The following is a 17,102-nucleotide window of genomic DNA, read 5'->3' as shown; positions in this document are numbered from 1 at the left end:
TCTGACCTGATGGCTTCCAATGCAGCCTTTGCTTTAAAATTCCCTGGATATTGCTTTCTCATTCTGTCTCCTTTATAATGGAGTCAATATCACAGAAAAAGCAGCTTAACCATCAGTTCAAATTTCGGGGTCCATTATAATCATCATGTATGATTTTCCCTCTTTTGACTGACAGTGCGAGACTCGGAGTTTTAGTTATGAGGGCAGGAGGCAAAGACAGGTATCTTGATTCACATGCAAGATGGGTTGCAATGCTGCACGACCCATTCGCAGTTGCCATGTCAAATGCTTTAAGACACGAGGATGTTTTAAAACTTAAAGATATGTTGGCGGATGACAATCAATATCTGATACGAGAGCTTCGCCAGCTTGCAGGAGATAAAATTGCTGGTGCTGATTCAGGCCTGAAAAGCGTAATGGATATGGTACATCAGGTAGCACCACGGGATAATCCGGTACTGCTTATGGGTGAGACAGGGGGGGGGTTGGCAAAGAGGTTGTCGCAAATGCCATTCATTATGCTTCTCCACGCAAAGAAGGGCCATTTATTAAAGTAAACAGCGGTGCTATCCCTGAAGGTCTTATCGATAGTGAATTATTTGGTCATGAAAAAGGAGCCTTTACTGGTGCCGTTTCTCAAAAAAGAGGCCGTTTCGAAAGGGCCCATGGAGGAACGATTTTTTTAGATGAGATAGGAGATCTGCCTATGCAGGCACAAAGCAGACTTTTGCGGGTCATTCAACAAAAGGAGCTTGAGCGTGTTGGCGGAACAAAAACTATTACTGTTGATACCCGCATTATTGCAGCCACTCACAGGAATCTTGAGCAGATGGTTGGAAACAATAAATTCAGGGAAGATTTGGTACAGACTGAGCGTATTTCCTATAGTAATCCCCCCTTTGAGACAAAGAAAGTTTGATATACCTGCACTTGTTGAGCACTTTTTAAAACGTAAAACAAGAGAGCTTAATTTTCGTGGTATTCCGCCTATAGCTCCTGGAGCCATTGAACGACTTATTGATTATCCGTGGAAGGGAAACGTAAGGGAGCTTGAAAATATGGTTGAGAGGGCTTTGATCCAATATAGCGGCGGTTTATTAAATTTCGGGCACTTCATATTTTCTCAAACCGATGATACCCCGGTTCTTTCAAAAATAAACGGCAGGAAACTTACTTTAGATGAAGTTGTTGGAAATCACATCAGGTCAGTGCTTGATGAAACTCAGGGTAAAATCAGTGGTGTCGGTGGAGCTGCTGAACTACTTGGTGTAAATCCCAATACACTAAGATGCAGAATGGATAAGATAGGAATAAAATATGGAAAAAAGAAGCAAGTTAGTCATAATATATCTAACCCACAACTCTGATAGATATTTAAAACTGATCATAATCAAATAAATTATTAATTATGATTAAATTAGTTACAAAACTATTAAAATAATTTACTCGGTTAGAAAGAATCTGCACTATCTGACCGAGTAAATAATAGTATTAATATTTTTTTGACAAACTTTAATAGCTAAATAGATTTACTTATAAAATAAGCCGAATATCTGCTTAATCCGTACCTGTGCCTATTTCGTCTGCAACAGAAGCTTCTACTTCTTTATTTATCTCTTTTTCTGGCTTTTTACTAATAATCTTTTTTTTCTTTGCAACCGGTTTTGTTTTAATTTTCTTTTCGTCTTTCTTTATGCTCTTATCAGAACCAAGAAGTTCTATCATAGATATAGGTGCAGCATCTCCAGGACGATTACCAATTTTTATTATCCTGGTATATCCTCCTGCAATTGAACCAAATCGTTCCGAAGCTTCTTCAAAAAGCTTATGCACAACTTCTTTTTCTCTCACTATTGATAAAGCCTGCCGTCTGGCATTAAGATCACCTTGTTTTGCAAGTGTTATAATTTTATCTGCCCAACGTCTCAATTCTTTGGCTTTAACATCAGTTGTACTTATCCTGTCATGCTTAAACAAAGAAGTTACCATATTTCTAAACATAGCATCCCTATGACTGCTTGTTCTTCCTAATTTTACACCTGCATTTTGATGTCTCATATAACTCTTTATTCTCCTTCTGCTTCATCTTCTTCGGGAAGTACAAACTCTTCCAGTTTCATGCCCAGAGATAAGCCCATTTCACTCAATACTTCCTTAATTTCGTTTAATGATTTTCTTCCGAAATTTTTCGTTCTGAGCATCTCTGCCTCAGTCTTATTGACCAGTTGATATATTTTAAATATATTAGCATTTTTAAGGCAATTTGCGCTTCTTACTGAAAGCTCTAATTCTTCAACACTTCTGTACAAATTTTCATTAAATTGCGGCTTCTGGCGCTTTTCTGATTTCTTTTCTACTTCCGGTTCAAGTTTCTCATCAAAATTGATGAATATTGACATCTGTTCTTTAATTATTTTTGCAGAATATGAAAGCGCCTCAACTGGTGACAAACTTCCATCCGTCCATACCTCAATGGTAAGTTTGTCATAATCAGTTCTCTGTCCTACACGAGCATTTCCTACAACATAGTTAACCCGCTTAACAGGTGAAAAAACTGAATCTATAGGGATAGTTCCTACCGGATCATCTTCATTCTTATTAGATTCGGATAAAGAATACCCTTTACCAACTTTAACCGTCATATTAGCTTTTAAAACAGCATCTTTTGATAAGGATGCAATATGGATATCAGGATTTAAAACCTCACATTTTCCATCATCACTTATTATATCTCGCGCTGTTATTTCACATTCACCTGTTGCATCAATGCGAACAGTTTTTGGTTCATCGTCTGCCGTCTTGAATCTAACACATTTAAGGTTAAGGATAATCTCAGATACATCTTCTAGTACACCCGGTATCACGCTGAATTCATGAAATACTGAATCAATTTTCACTGAAACTATAGCAGCTCCATACAGCGAAGATAACATTATCCGCCTTAATGCGTTGCCGATAGTTAATCCAAATCCTCTTTCAAGAGGTTCACAAACGAACTTGTCATAGTTGGGCATATTGGTGGTTACCTGAACTTTATCGGGCATAATCATCTCTTGCCAGTTCATGTACATAAGTTCATTTGAAGCCATAAGTATTTTCTCCAGATTTTTTCAGGGAACAATTTTTTATAAATTATATAGTGCAACTATTCATATATACAGACAATAAATAATATTGCAAAATACATATAAACACATTATGCAAATGCAATATTAAAAAATAATTATAAATATATTATTTTGAATAAAGTTCCACTATAAGCTGCTCCTGGATAGGCATAGTAATATCTTCGCGAACAGGAAAACTCTTAATTCTTCCTTTAAAATTATCTTTTTCCAATTCGAGCCATTGCGGGACACCCCTTCGAGCAACAGCATCTAAAGAATCGCTTATTGCCTTAATATTACGACTTGTCTCATTTAGTTCCAATATATCCCCAACTTTTATCAGATAAGAGGGAATGTTAATTTTTTTGCCGTTTATCTTAAAATGATTATGTCTTACAAAATGACGACCCTGAGTACGCGAAGCAACAAAACCAAGTCTGTAGACAACATTATCTAACCTTCGTTCTAACATTACAAGAAGATTGGTTCCGGTTATATTTTTTTGCCTCTCAGCTCTTTCGAAAAAGAGGCGAAACTGCTTTTCAGAAAGACCATATAAACGTTTCGTTTTTTGCTTTTCTCTCAACTGCACTCCATAATCGGAAAATTTTCTACCCCGACGCTGGCCGTGCTGGCCTGGTGAATAACTGCGCCTATCAAAAGCACATTTATCCGAATAACAACGATCACCCTTAAGAAACATTTTTAAATTTTCACGTCGGCACAGCCGACATACCGCACCTATATATCGTGCCAAATCTTCCTCCTTTTAAAACTTATACAACACTTTGTTTAACTCGAATTGGCAATAATTACTTATTATAAACGATGTTTTTCAAATAGCCCCAAGGCAATAACTAAGATAAGAACCAGACATATTTCCAATCAGGGTATCTTTTTTATACCCATTGTCAATTCAACTGAATGAAATAATCAGATTATCAATTAAAATAATAATATTATATAGTAATTTCGTTCTTTGATTACATTTCAATTTATATTTATCAAGCACTATAAAACAGCTTATTATTAATTATCTATATATTTATAATATTGCTGCTTTCATCCTTATTCCCTTGTTTACACCCTTCGTCTTTTTGGTGATCGGCAACCATTATGCGGAATAGGTGTTACATCCTTTATCATTAAAATATTAAAACCCGTTGACTGAAGGGCACGAAGTGCAGATTCCCTTCCTGGTCCAGGTCCTTTAACATATACATCTACATTTTTCATTCCATGTTCCATAGCTTTTTTAGCGGCATCTTCAGCCGCTAGTTGCGCGGCAAAAGGAGTGCTTTTCCTTGATCCTTTAAATCCCTGGACCCCGGCGCTAGACCAACCTACAACGTTACCAGCAGGATCTGTAATCGAAATTATTGTATTATTAAAAGTAGAGTAAATGTGTACAACTCCGCTGGGTATATTCTTTTTTTCTTTCTTTTTTACTCGAGTTTTTTTCGCCATATATAAAGCCTCTGTATATTAATTTACTTCTTTTTAGTTACAGCCTTTTTCTTTACCGTAGAACGTTTCGGGCCCTTTCTGGTTCTCGAATTTGTTTTTGTTCTCTGACCCCGCACAGGAAGCGATTTTCTATGGCGAAGTCCGCGGTAACAACCAAGATCCATAAGTCTCTTGATGTTCATCGAAATATCAGTTCGGAGTTCACCTTCAACTTTATATTCTGTATTAATAATCTGACGGATACTGTTGATTTCTGTTTCAGATAACTGATCTACTTTAGTATCCGGATTAATATTAAGCTTTGAGAGTATCGATTTTGACATGGATCTTCCTATGCCATAAATATATGTCAGGCCGATTTCAACTCTCTTATGCTTAGGTAGATCTACTCCTGAAATTCTTGCCAAAGCTTATCCTCCTTCTTATCCCTGCCTTTGTTTGTGTCTCTTATTTTCACATATTACTCGTATAATGCCTTTTCTACGAACAATTTTGCATTTGCTGCATATTTTCTTAACCGACGCCCTGACTTTCATTTACAGTACTCCTCACATATCCAATACTATATAATTTCACCAAATAAATTATAAATCTTAATTCATTATTTTGTTCTATAAGTTATTCTGCCACGTGTAAGATCATAAGGCGACAGTTCTACAGTAACTTTATCTCCTGGAAGTATTTTTATAAAATGCATACGCATCTTCCCTGAAATATGTGCAAGCACCTGATGTTTGTTTTCAAGCTCTACCTTAAACATTGCATTGGGCAGCGTCTCAAGCACTGTTCCTTCTACTTTGATTGCTTCATCTTTTGCCATATTTCAGCTCACAATTCTTTCACTTAAAATAACAGGTCCTTTATCAGTAATGGCTATAGTATGTTCAAAGTGCGCTGACAAGCCACCATCTTTTGTTATGGCTGTCCACCCATCTTCAAGGATCTCTACTTCACAGCCTTTCTCATTAACCATAGGCTCAATTGCTATAGTCATTCCTGCATTTAACATAATTCCAATGCCCGGTTTACCATAATTTGGAATCTGCGGATCTTCATGCAGGCTGCTTCCTATTCCATGTCCCACAAAAACACGGACAACCGAATAGCCTTCTGATTCGGCATGAGACTGAACAGCATTTGAAATATCAGATAACCTACCACCCGGTAGCGCTTTTTCAATGCCTTTATATAGAGATTCTTTTGTAGTAAGGATAAGTTTTTTTGCTGATTTTGATATTTTCCCAACAGGAACTGTAATGGCAGAATCGCCATAATATCCACCAAACAATACACCAAAATCAATGCTAATAATATCACCTTCTACAAGTTGTTTTTTCGAAGGCAACCCGTGTACAACAACATTATTCACGGATGTACAAAGCGAATATGGATAACCTTTATAACCCTTAAATGCAGGTAATGCTTTTTTCTTACATGCCAATTCTTCAGCGACATCATTGAGATATAATGTTGTTATTCCAGGTCTAACTTCTTTTTCAAGTTCAGTCAGAATACCCGCTACAATCTGATTGCTTATCTTAATCTTTTCGATTTCTTTTGGTGATTTATAAATCAGCATATCAAAAGCGCCCTTTAACCCTTGTCCCGCCTTTTTTAAGAAATCCTTCATAATTGCGAGATATCATGTGCGATTCAATCTGTGAAATAGTATCAATTGCAACACCAACAACTATTAATAGTGCTGTACCGCCAAAATAAAATGGTACTTTAAGTTTACTAATCAATATAGACGGGAGAACACATATGCATGAAATATATATTGCACCACCCAATGTAATTCGATTCAACACTTTATCAATATAATCGGAGGTACGTTTACCCGGTCTTATTCCTGGTATATATCCTCCATGTTTTTTCATATTTTCTGCCACATCAACTGGATTAAATGTAATTGCTGTATAAAAATAACAGAAAAATATTATCAATCCAACAAAAAGGATCTCATAAATCAAGCTGCCGGGTGTTAGTGATTTTGCAAAATTCTGCATTGTATCTATCTTTATAAAACTGGCAATTGTCGCTGGAAACATCATTATAGAAGATGCAAATATCGGAGGGATAACACCGGAAGTATTTAACTTAAGAGGTAAATGTGTGCTCTGACCGCCATACATTTTTCTGCCAATTATCCTTTTTGCATATTGGACTGGTATACGCCTTTGACCTTGCTCAGCAAATATAATCACAGCAACTACTGCTACCATAAATATAAGCAGCAGGATAACAAGAAAAATACTCATTTCCCCGGTTGAAACCAGCTTAAAGGTATTCGCAATTGCATTCGGCATTCTGCAAATTATACCTGCAAATATGATTAATGAAATTCCATTTCCAATTCCTCGCTCAGTAATCTGTTCACCAAGCCACATAATAAATGCTGTTCCGGCTGTAAGCGTAATAACTGTTATCAGCCTGAATCCCCAGCCAGGAAATATAACAATAGCCGCACCTCCGGGAGAAGTCATACTCTCAAGGCCTATACTGATGCCAAAGCCCTGAATTATGCTAAGCAATACAGTTCCATATCTTGTATATTGTGTAATTTTTTTCCGTCCCTGTTCCCCTTCCTTGGAAAGACGCTCAAGATGCGGAACAGCAACAGTTAATAGCTGTAAAATTATAGATGCACTAATGTAAGGCATTATACCAAGCGCAAATACAGATAATTTTTCAAACGCGCCACCGGAAAACATATCAAAAAGACCTAACAATGTTCCTTTTGCCTTTGCAAAAAAGGAGGCAAGAGCAACACTGTCAATACCCGGCACAGGAACATGAACACCTATTCTGTAAACAAGAATCAACCCAAGTGTAACTATTACTCTTTTTTTAAGCTCAGGTATTTTGAATATATTCTGGAAGCCGCTTCCAACCATTATATAACCTCTATTATTTTACCACCGGCTTTTTCAATCTTAGTCCTTGCGCCGTTGCTTACCCGATCTAATTTTATGGTCAGTGAATAATTTATATCGCCCTGAGCCAGAAGTTTTATGCCATCATGTTTTCCCTTGACAATACCCGAACTAACCAGGAGATCAACATCAACCACTGATCCGCTTTCAAATTTCAAAAGATCACGTATATTTATTACGGCAATTTCTTTTTTGAAAATATTTGTAAAGCCAACCTTTGGAAGCCGTCTTTGTATGGGCATTTGGCCACCTTCAAATCCTGGCCTCGCTCCACCGCCTGAACGAGCTTTATAGCCTTTATGACCTTTCCCCGAAGTCTTACCTGTTCCGGATCCTGGACCACGGCCAATCCGCTTGGGTGATTTTTTTGAGCCCTCTGCAGGTGATAATTCATTTAACTTCATCTATCTTCTCCTCAGCCTTAACAAGATGCGATACCTTACCGATCATACCTCGAATCGAAGGAGTATCCATTAATTCTACTGTTTTGTTAAGCTTTGTAAGGCCAATTCCTGTCAACACTTTTCTGTGCTTTTCCGGCCGCCCAATCATGCTTTTTACTAGTGTAATTTTCAGTATTCCAGACATTTATAATTTTCCCTGATATAGCTTACAGATTAAAGCTCTTCCACTGTTTTACCTCTTCGTTCAGCTACCTGCTCACGACTCTGTAGTTTTTTTAATCCTGATATGGTTGCTTTTACGACATTATGGGGATTATGAGATCCCATGCACTTCGTAAGAACATTCTGAACGCCAACAGCTTCAAGAACTGCCCTGACAGCACCGCCGGCAATAAGTCCCGTTCCTTTGGATGCAGGCTTCAAAAGCACTCGGCCAGCCCCAAATTTACCTATAACTTCAAAAGGAATCGTTCCATCCACAAGAGAGACATTTACCATATTTTTCTTTGCCTGATCTACGCCCTTCCTTATAGCCTCCGGTACTTCTCCGGCTTTTCCGAGACCATAACCAACACTTCCTTCACCATCGCCAACTACAACAATAGCGCTGAAACTGAATCTCCGGCCACCCTTGACAACTTTAGCCACTCTGTTAATATAAACAACTTTATCTATTAACTGATTTTCGCCTACTTCTCGTTTGAACAAGGCTCTGCCTCCATAATTTTTATTAGATATCTAGAAATCCAACCCTGCTTCACGTGCACCCTCAGATACAGCCTTTATGCGCCCATGGTATAAAAATCCGCTGCGATCAAAAACGACTTTTTTATATCCTTTTTCAACTGCACGAATACCTATAGTCTTTCCTACAAGATTTGCAATTGATATTTTCTTTTTCGCATCACTTTGGCCTGTAACCGATTTTTCAGTACTGGAGGCTGCAACAAGTGTATGCCCTTTTGTATCATCAATTATCTGAGCATAAATATGCTTAGCACTTTTAAATACACATAACCTAGGGCGTTCTTGTGTGCCAGAGAGTTTTTTTCTAATTCTTTTTTTTCTTTTTAATCTTGCCTGATATTTGATATTTACTGACCCCATACTTATTTCCCTTGTTTTTTTCAACGATTACGAGATCGAAAATCTTATTTCTATCATCATCAAATCGCAACATATAAAAATCAGTTTATTTAGTTCCTGTTTTACCCGCTTTTTTGCGAATAATTTCTTCAGCGTATTTTATACCCTTCCCCTTATACGACTCGGGAGGTTTCAATCTTCTTATAGAAGCAGCGGCTAATCCTAGTTTTTGTTTATTTATACCAGAAAGCTTAATAACAGTATTCTTTTCCACTACTGCAGAAATTCCTTCAGGTAGATCAAAAACGACCGTATGTGAAAATCCAAGATTGAATATTAAGCTTTTTTCTTTTAGTTCAGCACGATACCCTATACCGCTTATTTCAAGAATACGCTCAAAGCCATTATTAACACCAGTTATCATATTGCTTACAAGACTTCTTGTCATGCCATGCAATGCATTTCCGGATCTGTTATCCGAAATTGCTGAAACAGTAATAAAGCCACCTTCAATCTTTAAATCGATATCAGGATGTATCGTTTGTTTAAGAGAACCTTTTTTCCCTTCAACAGTGATTACTTTGTCTTTATATATTATCTTTGTTTTATCAGGAACCTGAATCGGTTTTTTTCCTACGCGAGACATCTATTACTCCTCTATTTTTACCGAATCTTATCTTACCAAATTTTACAGAGTACTTCGCCCCCTAAGTTTTCCTTTGCAGCTCTTTTATCGGTCATTACGCCTTTAGAAGTGGTCAAAACAGCAACACCCATACCACCAAGCACAGGCTTAATTTTACTATTTTTAATGTACGTCCTGCGCCCCGGTTTACTGACCATTTCGATCCCATATATAGCACTGCTCTGGTTTTGACCATACTTAAGATAAACCCGCAAAATACCCTGTTTATCATCTTTTATAAATTTATAATTCTTTATAAAGCCCTCGTTTTTGAAAACCTTTGCCAACTCAGCCTTCAACTTCGAGGCGGGTATATCAACATTATTTAATTTTGCCTTTCCGGCATTTCTTATCCGGGTCAACATATCCGCAATTGGATCACATATTGCCATTCTTATCTCCGATCTATATATCCATATTAACAAAAAACCAATCCGTTAGAACTAATCTTTTACCAGCTGGATTTGGTAACGCCTGGGAGTTTACCTGCTGAGGCAAGGTTTCGAAAACAAATACGGCATATTCCAAACTTTCTAATAAAACCCCGCGGTCTGCCGCAAATCGGGCATCTGTTATATTCCCTTACACCAAACTTTGGTTTTTCCTTCGCTTTATTTCTAAGCGCCTGCTTCGCCAACTCACCCTCCTTGAGACCTCATCAAACAACCATTATATTTGCCAAACTATTTATACTACTTTTGTATAGATTATAATTCTGTAAAAATTTAGAGGGAATTAATCAAAAGAAGTTCCCTTAATTATAAATTCTCACATTCCTCTAACGTAAGCAAAATGGTTATTTTTAACAGGTCTGACATTATAACTTTTTAGGCCGAATTTTAAGCTTATTACTACTTATCTGTATTAAATTAATTTCTAAACGGCATCCCTAGGAGTTTTAAAAGTTCTTTCCCCTCTGCATCGGTAGTCGCTGAAGTTACAACACAAATATTCAGTCCTTTAATCTTTTCTATCTTATCGTAGTCGATTTCCGGGAAAATTATATGTTCCTTAATGCCTAATGTGTAGTTTCCATAACCATCAAAAGCTTTGCCGGATACCCCTCTGAAATCTCTAACCCGTGGAAGTGTGATATTTACAAGTTTATCATAAAAATCGTACATGCGATCTTTTCTAAGCGTAACCATACATCCAATGGGCATACCAATCCTTAATTTGAAAGCAGCTATAGACTTTTTTGCCCTAGTAATAACAGATTTCTGTCCTGTTATGATCTTAAGCTCCTCAACAGCCGCATCAAGCAGCTTTATATTATGAATTGCTTCTCCAAGACCAATATTAACTACAACTTTCTCAATTTTAGGAACCTGCATTATGTTCTTATACTGAAAGGTCTCAATCAGTTTCGGAACAACCTCTTTGTCATAATATTGTTTTAACCGTGCCATTACATTCCTTTCAAAAACAAAAACTTCTACCTGACACTATTTATCTATTATCTCATTACACTTTCGGCAAACGCGAGTATTTTTTTCATTTTCAAGGTTCTGCATTTTTATACGAACAGGCTTAATGCATTTATTACACATCAGCATGACATTTGATGCATGGATCGGAGCTTCAACTGAAACGATCCCCCCTTGCCTGTTTTTTGCAGATGGCTTAGTATGTCGTTTTACTATATTAACATTTTCTACCAGAATCCTGTTGTTCTTTTTTATGACTTTAACAACCTTGCTTATCTTGCCCTTATCCTTACCGGCAATAACCTTAACCTTATCATCTTTCTTTATATTTAACATAATCCACTTCTCCACAGGCGGGATTAAACTATAATACTTCTGGAGCCAACGAAATGATTTTCATAAATTTTTTGGCTCTGAGCTCCCTCGCAACAGGGCCAAATATTCGTGTTCCAATCGGTTCCTTATTAGCTGAAATCAGTACAGCTGAATTATCATCAAAACGTATAAAAGACCCATCCGGTCTTCTAATCTCTTTTTTAGTTCGCACCACAACAGCTTTAAGTACTTCACCTTTTTTTACCTTGGAGTTAGGAATAGCTTCTTTTACAGATACTACAATAATATCGCCAATACTGGCGTATCTTCTTCTTGAACCTCCAAGAACTTTAATACAGTAAACCACTTTAGCGCCTGAGTTATCGGCTACCGTCAACCTCGTCTCTGCCTGAATCATTTTATTTTCCCTCTAAAATCAAACAGCTTTTTCAACTATCTCGCTGATACGCCATCTTTTTGTCTTGCTTAAAGGCCTAGACTCGGTAATCATGACCTTATCACCGGCTTTGCAAGAGTTTTTTTCATCATGAGCGGAGAACTTAGTCCGTCTTCTGATATATTTATGGTAAAACTTATGTTTTATCAGTCGTTCAACCTGAACAACAACAGTTTTATCCATCTTGTCACTTACAACAGTTCCAACCATTTGTCTTTTTATCCCTCTTATATTCATGGCAGCACTTATTCTTTATCTTTCTTTGTAAGTTCATATTCCCGAACAATGGTTTTTATTCTTGCAATTTCACGCTTGTTAACCATCATCTTATTGGGTGTTTCAAGCTGGCCGATTCCATGTTGAAAGCGTAAATTAAAAAGGCCCTCTTTCAGCTCATTTAATTTTCTTATACGTTCATCGTGGCTCAGATCTCTTATTTCACTCGCTTTCATATTATAAATTACTCCTGTCGATAAACCTCGTTTTTACTGAAAGTTTATGCGAAGCAAGTCTTAATGCTTCTTTTGCAAGATCCCTAGAAATACCTTCCATTTCATAAAGTATTCTCCCTGGGCGGACTATTGCAACCCAACCCTCCGGGGCACCTTTTCCTTTACCCATTCTTACTTCAGCTGGTTTTTTTGTAAATGGTTTATCCGGAAATATTCTTATCCACATCTTGCCGCCTCTCCTTACATGCCTTGTAATGGCAATACGAGCAGCCTCAATTTCTTTTGAATTAATTGCACCACATTCCAGCGCCTGCAATCCATATTCACCGAAATTCAAACTGGACCCACGATCGGCAATACCTTTCATTCTTCCTTTTTGCTGTTTTCTGAATTTTACTTTTTTGGGACTAAGCATCTGCTTTTCTCTCCCGCAGGTTAATTTATACCTGCTTCAATTTGATCTTTTCTAAGGATCTCTCCTTTGAAAACAAATACCTTGATACCTATTATTCCATAAGTTGTAAGAGCTTCTGTAAAGCCGTAATCAATATCAGCCCTTAAGGTGTGGAGTGGAACACGACCTTCACGATACCATTCCCTCCTTGCCATTTCTGCACCACCTAACCTGCCGGAACATATTATTTTGACACCCATTGCACCAAATCTCATTGCCGATGCAACTCCCCGTTTCATAGCTCTTCTGAAGGCAACCCTTTTTATGATTTGCTGTGAAACACTTTCGGCAATTAGTTGAGCATCTATCTCAGGTTTTCTTACTTCCTGTATATCTATAAGTACTTCGTGAGATATTTGTTTCTCAAGCTCCTGCTTAAGCTGCAGTATTTCTGAACCTTTTTTACCAATTATGATACCAGGCCTTGATGCATAAATCCGGAGTCTTACCCGCTTGGATGACCTTTCAATTTCAATTCTTGATATACCTGCACTATTAAGTTTCTTTTTCAAGAATTTCCTTATATTGGAATCTTCAAGTATATATTCGGCATAATTCTTACCGGCATACCATCTTGATTCCCATGTTTTAATTATACCCAATCTCAGTCCAATAGGATTTACTTTCTGACCCAAGCTTATTCCTCCTTTATTTACGACAAACTATCACCCAAAGTTACAGTAATATGCGTAGTTCTTTTTATTATACGTGTTCCCCTCCCACGTGCTCGCGCTGCAAATCGTTTCAATGTGGGTCCGGTATCCGCTACAATGTTTCGAACAACCATTGAATCCACATCAATATTTGGATTCTGATTTGCATTTGCAACAGCTGATCTTATTATTTTTTCAACTATTCCGGCAGATTTCTGCGGCATAAATTTGAGTTCGTTTAAAGCTGTCTCAACTTTTTTCCCCTTCACCGCACCGATAAGTTTTCGGACTTTCTGAGGTGAAATACGCATATATCTTGCTAATGTCTTGACCTCCATAGCAATTATTCCTTTTTCTTTCTTCTTCTTACTTTTTCAATTTAGTTTTTTTATCGCCTGCATGTCCGTAAAAAGTCCTGGTAGGTGAAAATTCTCCCAGTTTGTGTCCAACCATATTTTCTGAAACAAATACAGGAATAAATTTTTTCCCATTATGAACCGCCATTGTAGTTCCTACCATTTCTGGAATAATAGTTGAACGCCTAGACCATGTTTTTATAACTTTGGCCCCACGGCTTTCATTAATAGCCAGGACTTTTTTCAATAAACTTTGTTCTACGTATGGACCTTTTTTTAACGAACGTGGCATATATTCTCCTGCAAAATAAAACTTGGCTCATCCTAATATTAAAATATAAATTATCAAAGCCTGCATTTATTTCTGTGTGCGCTTTTTCACTATATAAATATTTGTTCTCTTGTTCTTTCTCGTTTTATATCCTTTTGTCGGCATACCCCACGGACTGCATGGATGCCGTCCACCAGATGATCTGCCTTCTCCACCACCCATCGGATGATCAACAGGATTCATGGCAACCCCTCTGACTTTCGGTCTTCTTCCAAGCCATCGTTTCCGTCCTGCTTTCCCGATGGATATATTTTCATGAACAACATTACCGATCTGCCCTATCGTAGCCTTACACTTTAAAAGCACCATCCGGACTTCTCCTGATGGCAGTTTCACTAATGCATACTTATCTTCCTTTGCCATAAGTTGTGCAAAAGTCCCGGCGCTCCTTACTATTTGACCGCCTTTTCCGATACGTAGTTCAATATTGTGTATATGTGTACCTAACGGTATATTACTTAAAGGTAGTGTATTACCCGGTTTAATATCAGCTTCGGGTCCAGATATAACAGTATCATCAACGTTAAGATGCAATGGAGCAAGAATATAGCGCTTTTCACCGTCAACATAATGAAGCAGTGCGATTCTGGCACTCCTGTTGGGATCGTATTCTATTGCAGCTACCCTTGCAGGAATCCCAGTTTTATCCCGTTTAAAATCGATTATCCTGTAATGCTGTTTGCTTCCGCCACCAATGTGTCTGCTGGTGATACGACCATGTACATTACGCCCACCACTTTTTGATGCGGCTCTGACGAGGCTTTTTTCCGGTTTCGGACGGGTAACTTCTTCAAATGATGAATATACCTGAAAACGTCTTCCGGGCGATGTTGGTTTTACTTTCTTTACAGCCATACTATACTCCTAGAATCTATACTCCTTCAAAAAATTCAATACGCTCACCAGGCATGAGTCTCACGATAGCTTTTTTATAATCATTACGTTTCCCAAGGATACGACCCCTGCGCTTGAATTTACCCATAACCTGAATCGTTTTTACGCCAGCAACTTTAACTTTGAATATATCTTCGACCGCTTTTTTAATTTCAACCCTATTAGACTTACGATCGACTTCAAAAGTAACCTGGTTGGCTGTTTCTTTTTGAATAGTGCTTTTTTCAGTAATTAAAGGCCGCTTTATAACATCATAACGAATCATGCTGTTAACCTCCCTTCAATACCTTTGATTGAAGTCTCAAGCAAAATAAGTTTATCATACTTCAAGATATCATAAACATTTAAACCTTCAAATCTCATTACCTTAATATCAGGTACATTCCTCGATGAAAGCTCAAGGCTCTCATTTAATTTTTCAGTAATAATCAATGCTTTTTTAATCTTAAGAGTGTTAATAACAGCGATAAAGTTTTTTGTTTTTGCTTCTTCAAGCTCAAATTTATCAATAACAATAAGATTGTTATTGATTGTCTTACTGCTCAAAGCCATTTTAAGAGCCAATTTCTTTATTTTCTTGGGAACTTTATAAGAGTAAGATCTCGGATCAGGTCCGAAAATCGATCCACCTCCCCTTAATAAAGGAGATTTAATATCACCTCTACGTGCCCTGCCCGTTCCTTTCTGGCGAAACAGTTTCCTAGTACTTCCTCTAACATCGCTACGATGTTTTACAGAAGCACTGCCTGCCCGTCTACAGGCAAGCTGCATGGTAACAACTTCATGCAACACACTGGGTTTCACAGGGATATTGAATATACTATCCGTTAGTTCAAGCTGTGAAACTTTTTCTCCGTTTAAGTTGTAAACATCTATAAGTGACATAATCTATCCGTCCTAATCAATTTACTTTTCAACTCTTTATATTAAAGCAAATTTCTTTTGCAAATATGCTTATTTCTTTATAACATTCGGCTTTAATACAGAAATCATGCCTGATCTTGGACCAGGTACAGCACCTTTAAGTAATATCAAATTATCATGCTGTCTTACATCGATAATCTCTAAATTTCTCATAGTCTGCTTACAGCAACCGTAATGTCCCGGAAGTTTTTTCCCTTTAAACACCCTCGAAGGCCATGCGCTTGCGCCTATAGAGCCAGGTATTCTGTGGCAGTGGCTACCATGGGTTTTTCTTCCGCCGGAAAATCCATGCCTTTTTATTACACCGGAAAAACCCCGTCCCTTTATGATACCACTTACATCCACCAAGTCCCCGACATTAAACATTTCTATATTTAATATCTGGCCCAACTTATATTCTTCGGGATTTTCAACAGAAAACTCCCGCATGTATTCACAGGATTCAAGACCACCTTTTTTCAAATGGCCTTGAACCGGCTTATTAATCCGCGTTTTCTTTTTTTCACCAAAGCCGATCTGAAGAGCATTATAACCATCTGTCTCATTAGACTTTATCTGGGTTACTACACATGGTCCGACCTTTAATACAGTTACCGGCACACATTTTCCTTCAGAAGAAAACATGACGGTCATTCCCAATTTCTTACCTATTAATCCTCTACACATAGCTATTACCGTTTCCTATGCTACAGTTTTATCTCGACATCTACTCCTGGAGAAAGATCTAATTTCATCAGGGCGTCAACAGTTTGCTGAGTTGGTTCTATAATATCGAGTAGTCTTTTATGTGTTCTCATTTCGAACTGCTCTCTTGATTTCTTATCAATATGAGGTGATCGTAGAACACAATATTTATTAATTCTTGTCGGCAAAGGAATAGGTCCAATAACTTTAGCGCCGGTCTTATTTGCTGTATCAACTATATCTGATGCCGACTGATCCAACAGCTTATGATCATAAGCCTTAAGCTTGATTCTGATCTTGGTGTTCATTATCATAAGTTATCTTTCTTTTTATGCTATAATATTACTTACAACTCCGGCACCGACCGTCCGGCCACCTTCCCTTATCGCAAACCGAAGCTCGGTCTCCATCGCTATGGGAGTTATCAGCTCCGCCGATATCGCTACATTATCTCCGGGCATTATCATCTC

The 17,102-nt window shown here is 37.6% G+C and carries 33 protein-coding genes and 1 pseudogene; 3 read left to right on the top strand and 31 right to left on the bottom strand.

Annotated features, from left to right (window positions below; genetic code table 11):
* The first annotated feature begins 197 nt into the window (after window positions 1–197).
* The 3 genes from VXK47_RS09435 to VXK47_RS09425 are packed head-to-tail and all read left to right on the top strand — an operon-like array spanning window position 198 to window position 1,367.
* Complete coding sequence (locus VXK47_RS09435; RefSeq protein WP_435548528.1) at window positions 198–557, top strand: hypothetical protein; 360 nt, start codon at window positions 198–200, stop codon at window positions 555–557.
* Window positions 512–919: a sigma-54 factor interaction domain-containing protein gene (locus VXK47_RS09430; RefSeq protein WP_435548529.1), complete on the top strand. Its 408-nt coding sequence runs from the start codon at window positions 512–514 to the stop codon at window positions 917–919. The genes VXK47_RS09435 and VXK47_RS09430 overlap by 46 nt, the downstream gene beginning before the upstream one ends.
* Complete coding sequence (locus VXK47_RS09425) at window positions 834–1,367, top strand: sigma-54-dependent Fis family transcriptional regulator (protein WP_435548527.1); 534 nt, start codon at window positions 834–836, stop codon at window positions 1,365–1,367. The genes VXK47_RS09430 and VXK47_RS09425 overlap by 86 nt, the downstream gene beginning before the upstream one ends.
* Before the next feature lie 190 nt (window positions 1,368–1,557).
* On the opposite strand, the gene rplQ is transcribed toward VXK47_RS09425, so the two are convergent.
* The 31 genes and pseudogenes from rplQ to tuf all read right to left on the bottom strand — a co-directional run.
* Window positions 1,558–2,058, bottom strand: coding sequence for a bL17 family ribosomal protein (gene rplQ, locus VXK47_RS09420; RefSeq protein WP_435548526.1), 501 nt, complete (start codon window positions 2,056–2,058; stop codon window positions 1,558–1,560).
* 8 nt (window positions 2,059–2,066) lie between these two features.
* Window positions 2,067–3,089 carry a DNA-directed RNA polymerase subunit alpha gene (locus VXK47_RS09415; protein ID WP_435548525.1) on the bottom strand — a complete coding sequence of 341 codons (1,023 nt, stop codon included), beginning with the start codon at window positions 3,087–3,089 and terminating at the stop codon, window positions 2,067–2,069.
* Window positions 3,090–3,234: 145 nt separating this feature from the next.
* Window positions 3,235–3,864, bottom strand: a complete 630-nt coding sequence (gene rpsD, locus VXK47_RS09410) for a 30S ribosomal protein S4 (RefSeq protein ID WP_435548524.1) — start codon at window positions 3,862–3,864, stop codon at window positions 3,235–3,237.
* 323 nt (window positions 3,865–4,187) lie between these two features.
* Complete coding sequence (rpsK, locus tag VXK47_RS09405) at window positions 4,188–4,574, bottom strand: 30S ribosomal protein S11 (RefSeq protein WP_435548523.1); 387 nt, start codon at window positions 4,572–4,574, stop codon at window positions 4,188–4,190.
* Between the two features lie 23 nt (window positions 4,575–4,597).
* Window positions 4,598–4,981, bottom strand: coding sequence for a 30S ribosomal protein S13 (gene rpsM / locus VXK47_RS09400; RefSeq protein WP_435548522.1), 384 nt, complete (start codon window positions 4,979–4,981; stop codon window positions 4,598–4,600).
* A 15-nt stretch (window positions 4,982–4,996) separates the two neighbouring features.
* On the bottom strand, window positions 4,997–5,110 hold the full coding sequence (rpmJ, locus tag VXK47_RS09395) for a 50S ribosomal protein L36 (protein WP_435548521.1): 114 nt from the start codon (window positions 5,108–5,110) through the stop codon (window positions 4,997–4,999).
* A 65-nt stretch (window positions 5,111–5,175) separates the two neighbouring features.
* Entirely contained in the window at window positions 5,176–5,394 is a 219-nt protein-coding gene (infA, locus tag VXK47_RS09390; RefSeq protein WP_435548520.1) for a translation initiation factor IF-1, read from the bottom strand.
* 3 nt (window positions 5,395–5,397) lie between these two features.
* Window positions 5,398–6,153: a type I methionyl aminopeptidase gene (gene map / locus VXK47_RS09385; protein ID WP_435548519.1), complete on the bottom strand. Its 756-nt coding sequence runs from the start codon at window positions 6,151–6,153 to the stop codon at window positions 5,398–5,400.
* Between the two features lies 1 nt (window position 6,154).
* Complete coding sequence (gene secY / locus VXK47_RS09380) at window positions 6,155–7,471, bottom strand: preprotein translocase subunit SecY (protein ID WP_435548518.1); 1,317 nt, start codon at window positions 7,469–7,471, stop codon at window positions 6,155–6,157.
* Window positions 7,471–7,914, bottom strand: coding sequence for a large ribosomal subunit protein uL15 (gene rplO, locus VXK47_RS09375; RefSeq protein ID WP_435548517.1), 444 nt, complete (start codon window positions 7,912–7,914; stop codon window positions 7,471–7,473). The genes secY and rplO overlap by 1 nt, the downstream gene beginning before the upstream one ends.
* Window positions 7,901–8,098 carry an uL30 family ribosomal protein gene (rpmD, locus tag VXK47_RS09370; protein WP_435548516.1) on the bottom strand — a complete coding sequence of 66 codons (198 nt, stop codon included), beginning with the start codon at window positions 8,096–8,098 and terminating at the stop codon, window positions 7,901–7,903. Before rpmD ends, rplO begins: the two co-directional genes overlap by 14 nt.
* A gap of 29 nt (window positions 8,099–8,127) precedes the next feature.
* Window positions 8,128–8,622 carry a 30S ribosomal protein S5 gene (rpsE, locus tag VXK47_RS09365; RefSeq protein ID WP_435548515.1) on the bottom strand — a complete coding sequence of 165 codons (495 nt, stop codon included), beginning with the start codon at window positions 8,620–8,622 and terminating at the stop codon, window positions 8,128–8,130.
* A gap of 30 nt (window positions 8,623–8,652) precedes the next feature.
* Window positions 8,653–9,021: a 50S ribosomal protein L18 gene (gene rplR / locus VXK47_RS09360; RefSeq protein ID WP_435548514.1), complete on the bottom strand. Its 369-nt coding sequence runs from the start codon at window positions 9,019–9,021 to the stop codon at window positions 8,653–8,655.
* An 85-nt stretch (window positions 9,022–9,106) separates the two neighbouring features.
* Window positions 9,107–9,646 (bottom strand): 50S ribosomal protein L6, encoded by a 540-nt coding sequence (rplF, locus tag VXK47_RS09355; RefSeq protein ID WP_435548513.1) that lies wholly within the window; start codon window positions 9,644–9,646, stop codon window positions 9,107–9,109.
* 32 nt (window positions 9,647–9,678) lie between these two features.
* Complete coding sequence (gene rpsH / locus VXK47_RS09350) at window positions 9,679–10,077, bottom strand: 30S ribosomal protein S8 (protein WP_435548512.1); 399 nt, start codon at window positions 10,075–10,077, stop codon at window positions 9,679–9,681.
* A gap of 59 nt (window positions 10,078–10,136) precedes the next feature.
* Window positions 10,137–10,322, bottom strand: a complete 186-nt coding sequence (locus tag VXK47_RS09345) for a 30S ribosomal protein S14 (RefSeq protein WP_435548511.1) — start codon at window positions 10,320–10,322, stop codon at window positions 10,137–10,139.
* A gap of 232 nt (window positions 10,323–10,554) precedes the next feature.
* Window positions 10,555–11,094, bottom strand: a complete 540-nt coding sequence (gene rplE, locus VXK47_RS09340; protein WP_435548510.1) for a large ribosomal subunit protein uL5 — start codon at window positions 11,092–11,094, stop codon at window positions 10,555–10,557.
* A 36-nt stretch (window positions 11,095–11,130) separates the two neighbouring features.
* Complete coding sequence (gene rplX, locus VXK47_RS09335) at window positions 11,131–11,448, bottom strand: 50S ribosomal protein L24 (protein WP_435548509.1); 318 nt, start codon at window positions 11,446–11,448, stop codon at window positions 11,131–11,133.
* A 28-nt stretch (window positions 11,449–11,476) separates the two neighbouring features.
* Window positions 11,477–11,845, bottom strand: coding sequence for a large ribosomal subunit protein uL14 (gene rplN / locus VXK47_RS09330; protein WP_435548508.1), 369 nt, complete (start codon window positions 11,843–11,845; stop codon window positions 11,477–11,479).
* Between the two features lie 18 nt (window positions 11,846–11,863).
* The gene (gene rpsQ, locus VXK47_RS09325; RefSeq protein ID WP_435548507.1) at window positions 11,864–12,121 is read right to left on the bottom strand and encodes a small ribosomal subunit protein uS17; all 258 of its coding nucleotides are present in this window, start codon (window positions 12,119–12,121) and stop codon (window positions 11,864–11,866) included.
* Window positions 12,122–12,129: 8 nt separating this feature from the next.
* Window positions 12,130–12,336, bottom strand: coding sequence for a large ribosomal subunit protein uL29 (gene rpmC, locus VXK47_RS09320; RefSeq protein WP_435548506.1), 207 nt, complete (start codon window positions 12,334–12,336; stop codon window positions 12,130–12,132).
* A gap of 1 nt (window position 12,337) precedes the next feature.
* Window positions 12,338–12,751, bottom strand: a complete 414-nt coding sequence (gene rplP, locus VXK47_RS09315) for a large ribosomal subunit protein uL16 (protein ID WP_435548505.1) — start codon at window positions 12,749–12,751, stop codon at window positions 12,338–12,340.
* 20 nt (window positions 12,752–12,771) lie between these two features.
* Window positions 12,772–13,425, bottom strand: a complete 654-nt coding sequence (rpsC, locus tag VXK47_RS09310) for a small ribosomal subunit protein uS3 (RefSeq protein ID WP_435548504.1) — start codon at window positions 13,423–13,425, stop codon at window positions 12,772–12,774.
* 17 nt (window positions 13,426–13,442) lie between these two features.
* Entirely contained in the window at window positions 13,443–13,781 is a 339-nt protein-coding gene (gene rplV, locus VXK47_RS09305; protein ID WP_435548503.1) for a large ribosomal subunit protein uL22, read from the bottom strand.
* Between the two features lie 28 nt (window positions 13,782–13,809).
* The gene (rpsS, locus tag VXK47_RS09300; RefSeq protein ID WP_435548502.1) at window positions 13,810–14,091 is read right to left on the bottom strand and encodes a 30S ribosomal protein S19; all 282 of its coding nucleotides are present in this window, start codon (window positions 14,089–14,091) and stop codon (window positions 13,810–13,812) included.
* Between the two features lie 66 nt (window positions 14,092–14,157).
* Window positions 14,158–14,985, bottom strand: coding sequence for a large ribosomal subunit protein uL2 (gene rplB / locus VXK47_RS09295; protein WP_435548501.1), 828 nt, complete (start codon window positions 14,983–14,985; stop codon window positions 14,158–14,160).
* Between the two features lie 16 nt (window positions 14,986–15,001).
* Complete coding sequence (rplW, locus tag VXK47_RS09290) at window positions 15,002–15,289, bottom strand: uL23 family ribosomal protein (protein ID WP_435548500.1); 288 nt, start codon at window positions 15,287–15,289, stop codon at window positions 15,002–15,004.
* On the bottom strand, window positions 15,286–15,909 hold the full coding sequence (gene rplD, locus VXK47_RS09285; RefSeq protein ID WP_435548499.1) for a 50S ribosomal protein L4: 624 nt from the start codon (window positions 15,907–15,909) through the stop codon (window positions 15,286–15,288). Before rplD ends, rplW begins: the two co-directional genes overlap by 4 nt.
* Before the next feature lie 69 nt (window positions 15,910–15,978).
* Window positions 15,979–16,614, bottom strand: a complete 636-nt coding sequence (gene rplC, locus VXK47_RS09280) for a large ribosomal subunit protein uL3 (protein ID WP_435548498.1) — start codon at window positions 16,612–16,614, stop codon at window positions 15,979–15,981.
* 20 nt (window positions 16,615–16,634) lie between these two features.
* Window positions 16,635–16,946 (bottom strand): small ribosomal subunit protein uS10, encoded by a 312-nt coding sequence (rpsJ, locus tag VXK47_RS09275; RefSeq protein ID WP_435548497.1) that lies wholly within the window; start codon window positions 16,944–16,946, stop codon window positions 16,635–16,637.
* 15 nt (window positions 16,947–16,961) lie between these two features.
* Window positions 16,962–17,102, bottom strand: a pseudogene (gene tuf / locus VXK47_RS09270) (elongation factor Tu); the annotation flags it as partial.

It is taken from the genome of Desulfobacterium sp. N47, assembly GCF_051233685.1.
Lineage (GTDB): Bacteria > Desulfobacterota > Desulfobacteria > Desulfobacterales > RPRI01 > RPRI01.
Note: the sequence above shows the minus strand (reverse complement) of the source record. Positions and strands in the feature narration are given on the sequence as shown.

Bases quoted from the DNA above. Each gene is read 5' to 3' on its own strand.
- rpmD (WP_435548516.1), bottom strand. From the start codon at position 8,098: ATGTCTGGAATACTGAAAATTACACTAGTAAAAAGCATGATTGGGCGG.
- rpsH (WP_435548512.1), bottom strand. From the start codon at position 10,077: ATGGCAATATGTGATCCAATTGCGGATATGTTGACCCGGATAAGAAAT.
- rpsS (WP_435548502.1), bottom strand. From the start codon at position 14,091: ATGCCACGTTCGTTAAAAAAAGGTCCATACGTAGAACAAAGTTTATTG.
- rplX (WP_435548509.1), bottom strand. From the start codon at position 11,448: ATGTTAAATATAAAGAAAGATGATAAGGTTAAGGTTATTGCCGGTAAG.
- VXK47_RS09415 (WP_435548525.1), bottom strand. From the start codon at position 3,089: ATGGCTTCAAATGAACTTATGTACATGAACTGGCAAGAGATGATTATG.
- rplQ (WP_435548526.1), bottom strand. From the start codon at position 2,058: ATGAGACATCAAAATGCAGGTGTAAAATTAGGAAGAACAAGCAGTCAT.
- rplO (WP_435548517.1), bottom strand. From the start codon at position 7,914: ATGAAGTTAAATGAATTATCACCTGCAGAGGGCTCAAAAAAATCACCC.
- rpsQ (WP_435548507.1), bottom strand. From the start codon at position 12,121: ATGAATATAAGAGGGATAAAAAGACAAATGGTTGGAACTGTTGTAAGT.
- rplV (WP_435548503.1), bottom strand. From the start codon at position 13,781: ATGGAGGTCAAGACATTAGCAAGATATATGCGTATTTCACCTCAGAAA.
- rplD (WP_435548499.1), bottom strand. From the start codon at position 15,909: ATGTCACTTATAGATGTTTACAACTTAAACGGAGAAAAAGTTTCACAG.
- rplP (WP_435548505.1), bottom strand. From the start codon at position 12,751: ATGCTTAGTCCCAAAAAAGTAAAATTCAGAAAACAGCAAAAAGGAAGA.
- map (WP_435548519.1), bottom strand. From the start codon at position 6,153: ATGCTGATTTATAAATCACCAAAAGAAATCGAAAAGATTAAGATAAGC.
- rplF (WP_435548513.1), bottom strand. From the start codon at position 9,646: ATGTCTCGCGTAGGAAAAAAACCGATTCAGGTTCCTGATAAAACAAAG.
- rplN (WP_435548508.1), bottom strand. From the start codon at position 11,845: ATGATTCAGGCAGAGACGAGGTTGACGGTAGCCGATAACTCAGGCGCT.
- rplE (WP_435548510.1), bottom strand. From the start codon at position 11,094: ATGGCACGGTTAAAACAATATTATGACAAAGAGGTTGTTCCGAAACTG.
- rpsK (WP_435548523.1), bottom strand. From the start codon at position 4,574: ATGGCGAAAAAAACTCGAGTAAAAAAGAAAGAAAAAAAGAATATACCC.
- VXK47_RS09435 (WP_435548528.1), top strand. From the start codon at position 198: ATGAGGGCAGGAGGCAAAGACAGGTATCTTGATTCACATGCAAGATGG.
- infA (WP_435548520.1), bottom strand. From the start codon at position 5,394: ATGGCAAAAGATGAAGCAATCAAAGTAGAAGGAACAGTGCTTGAGACG.
- secY (WP_435548518.1), bottom strand. From the start codon at position 7,471: ATGGTTGGAAGCGGCTTCCAGAATATATTCAAAATACCTGAGCTTAAA.
- rpmJ (WP_435548521.1), bottom strand. From the start codon at position 5,110: ATGAAAGTCAGGGCGTCGGTTAAGAAAATATGCAGCAAATGCAAAATT.
- rplW (WP_435548500.1), bottom strand. From the start codon at position 15,289: ATGATTCGTTATGATGTTATAAAGCGGCCTTTAATTACTGAAAAAAGC.
- rplC (WP_435548498.1), bottom strand. From the start codon at position 16,614: ATGTGTAGAGGATTAATAGGTAAGAAATTGGGAATGACCGTCATGTTT.
- rpsJ (WP_435548497.1), bottom strand. From the start codon at position 16,946: ATGATAATGAACACCAAGATCAGAATCAAGCTTAAGGCTTATGATCAT.
- rplB (WP_435548501.1), bottom strand. From the start codon at position 14,985: ATGGCTGTAAAGAAAGTAAAACCAACATCGCCCGGAAGACGTTTTCAG.
- rpmC (WP_435548506.1), bottom strand. From the start codon at position 12,336: ATGAAAGCGAGTGAAATAAGAGATCTGAGCCACGATGAACGTATAAGA.
- rplR (WP_435548514.1), bottom strand. From the start codon at position 9,021: ATGGGGTCAGTAAATATCAAATATCAGGCAAGATTAAAAAGAAAAAAA.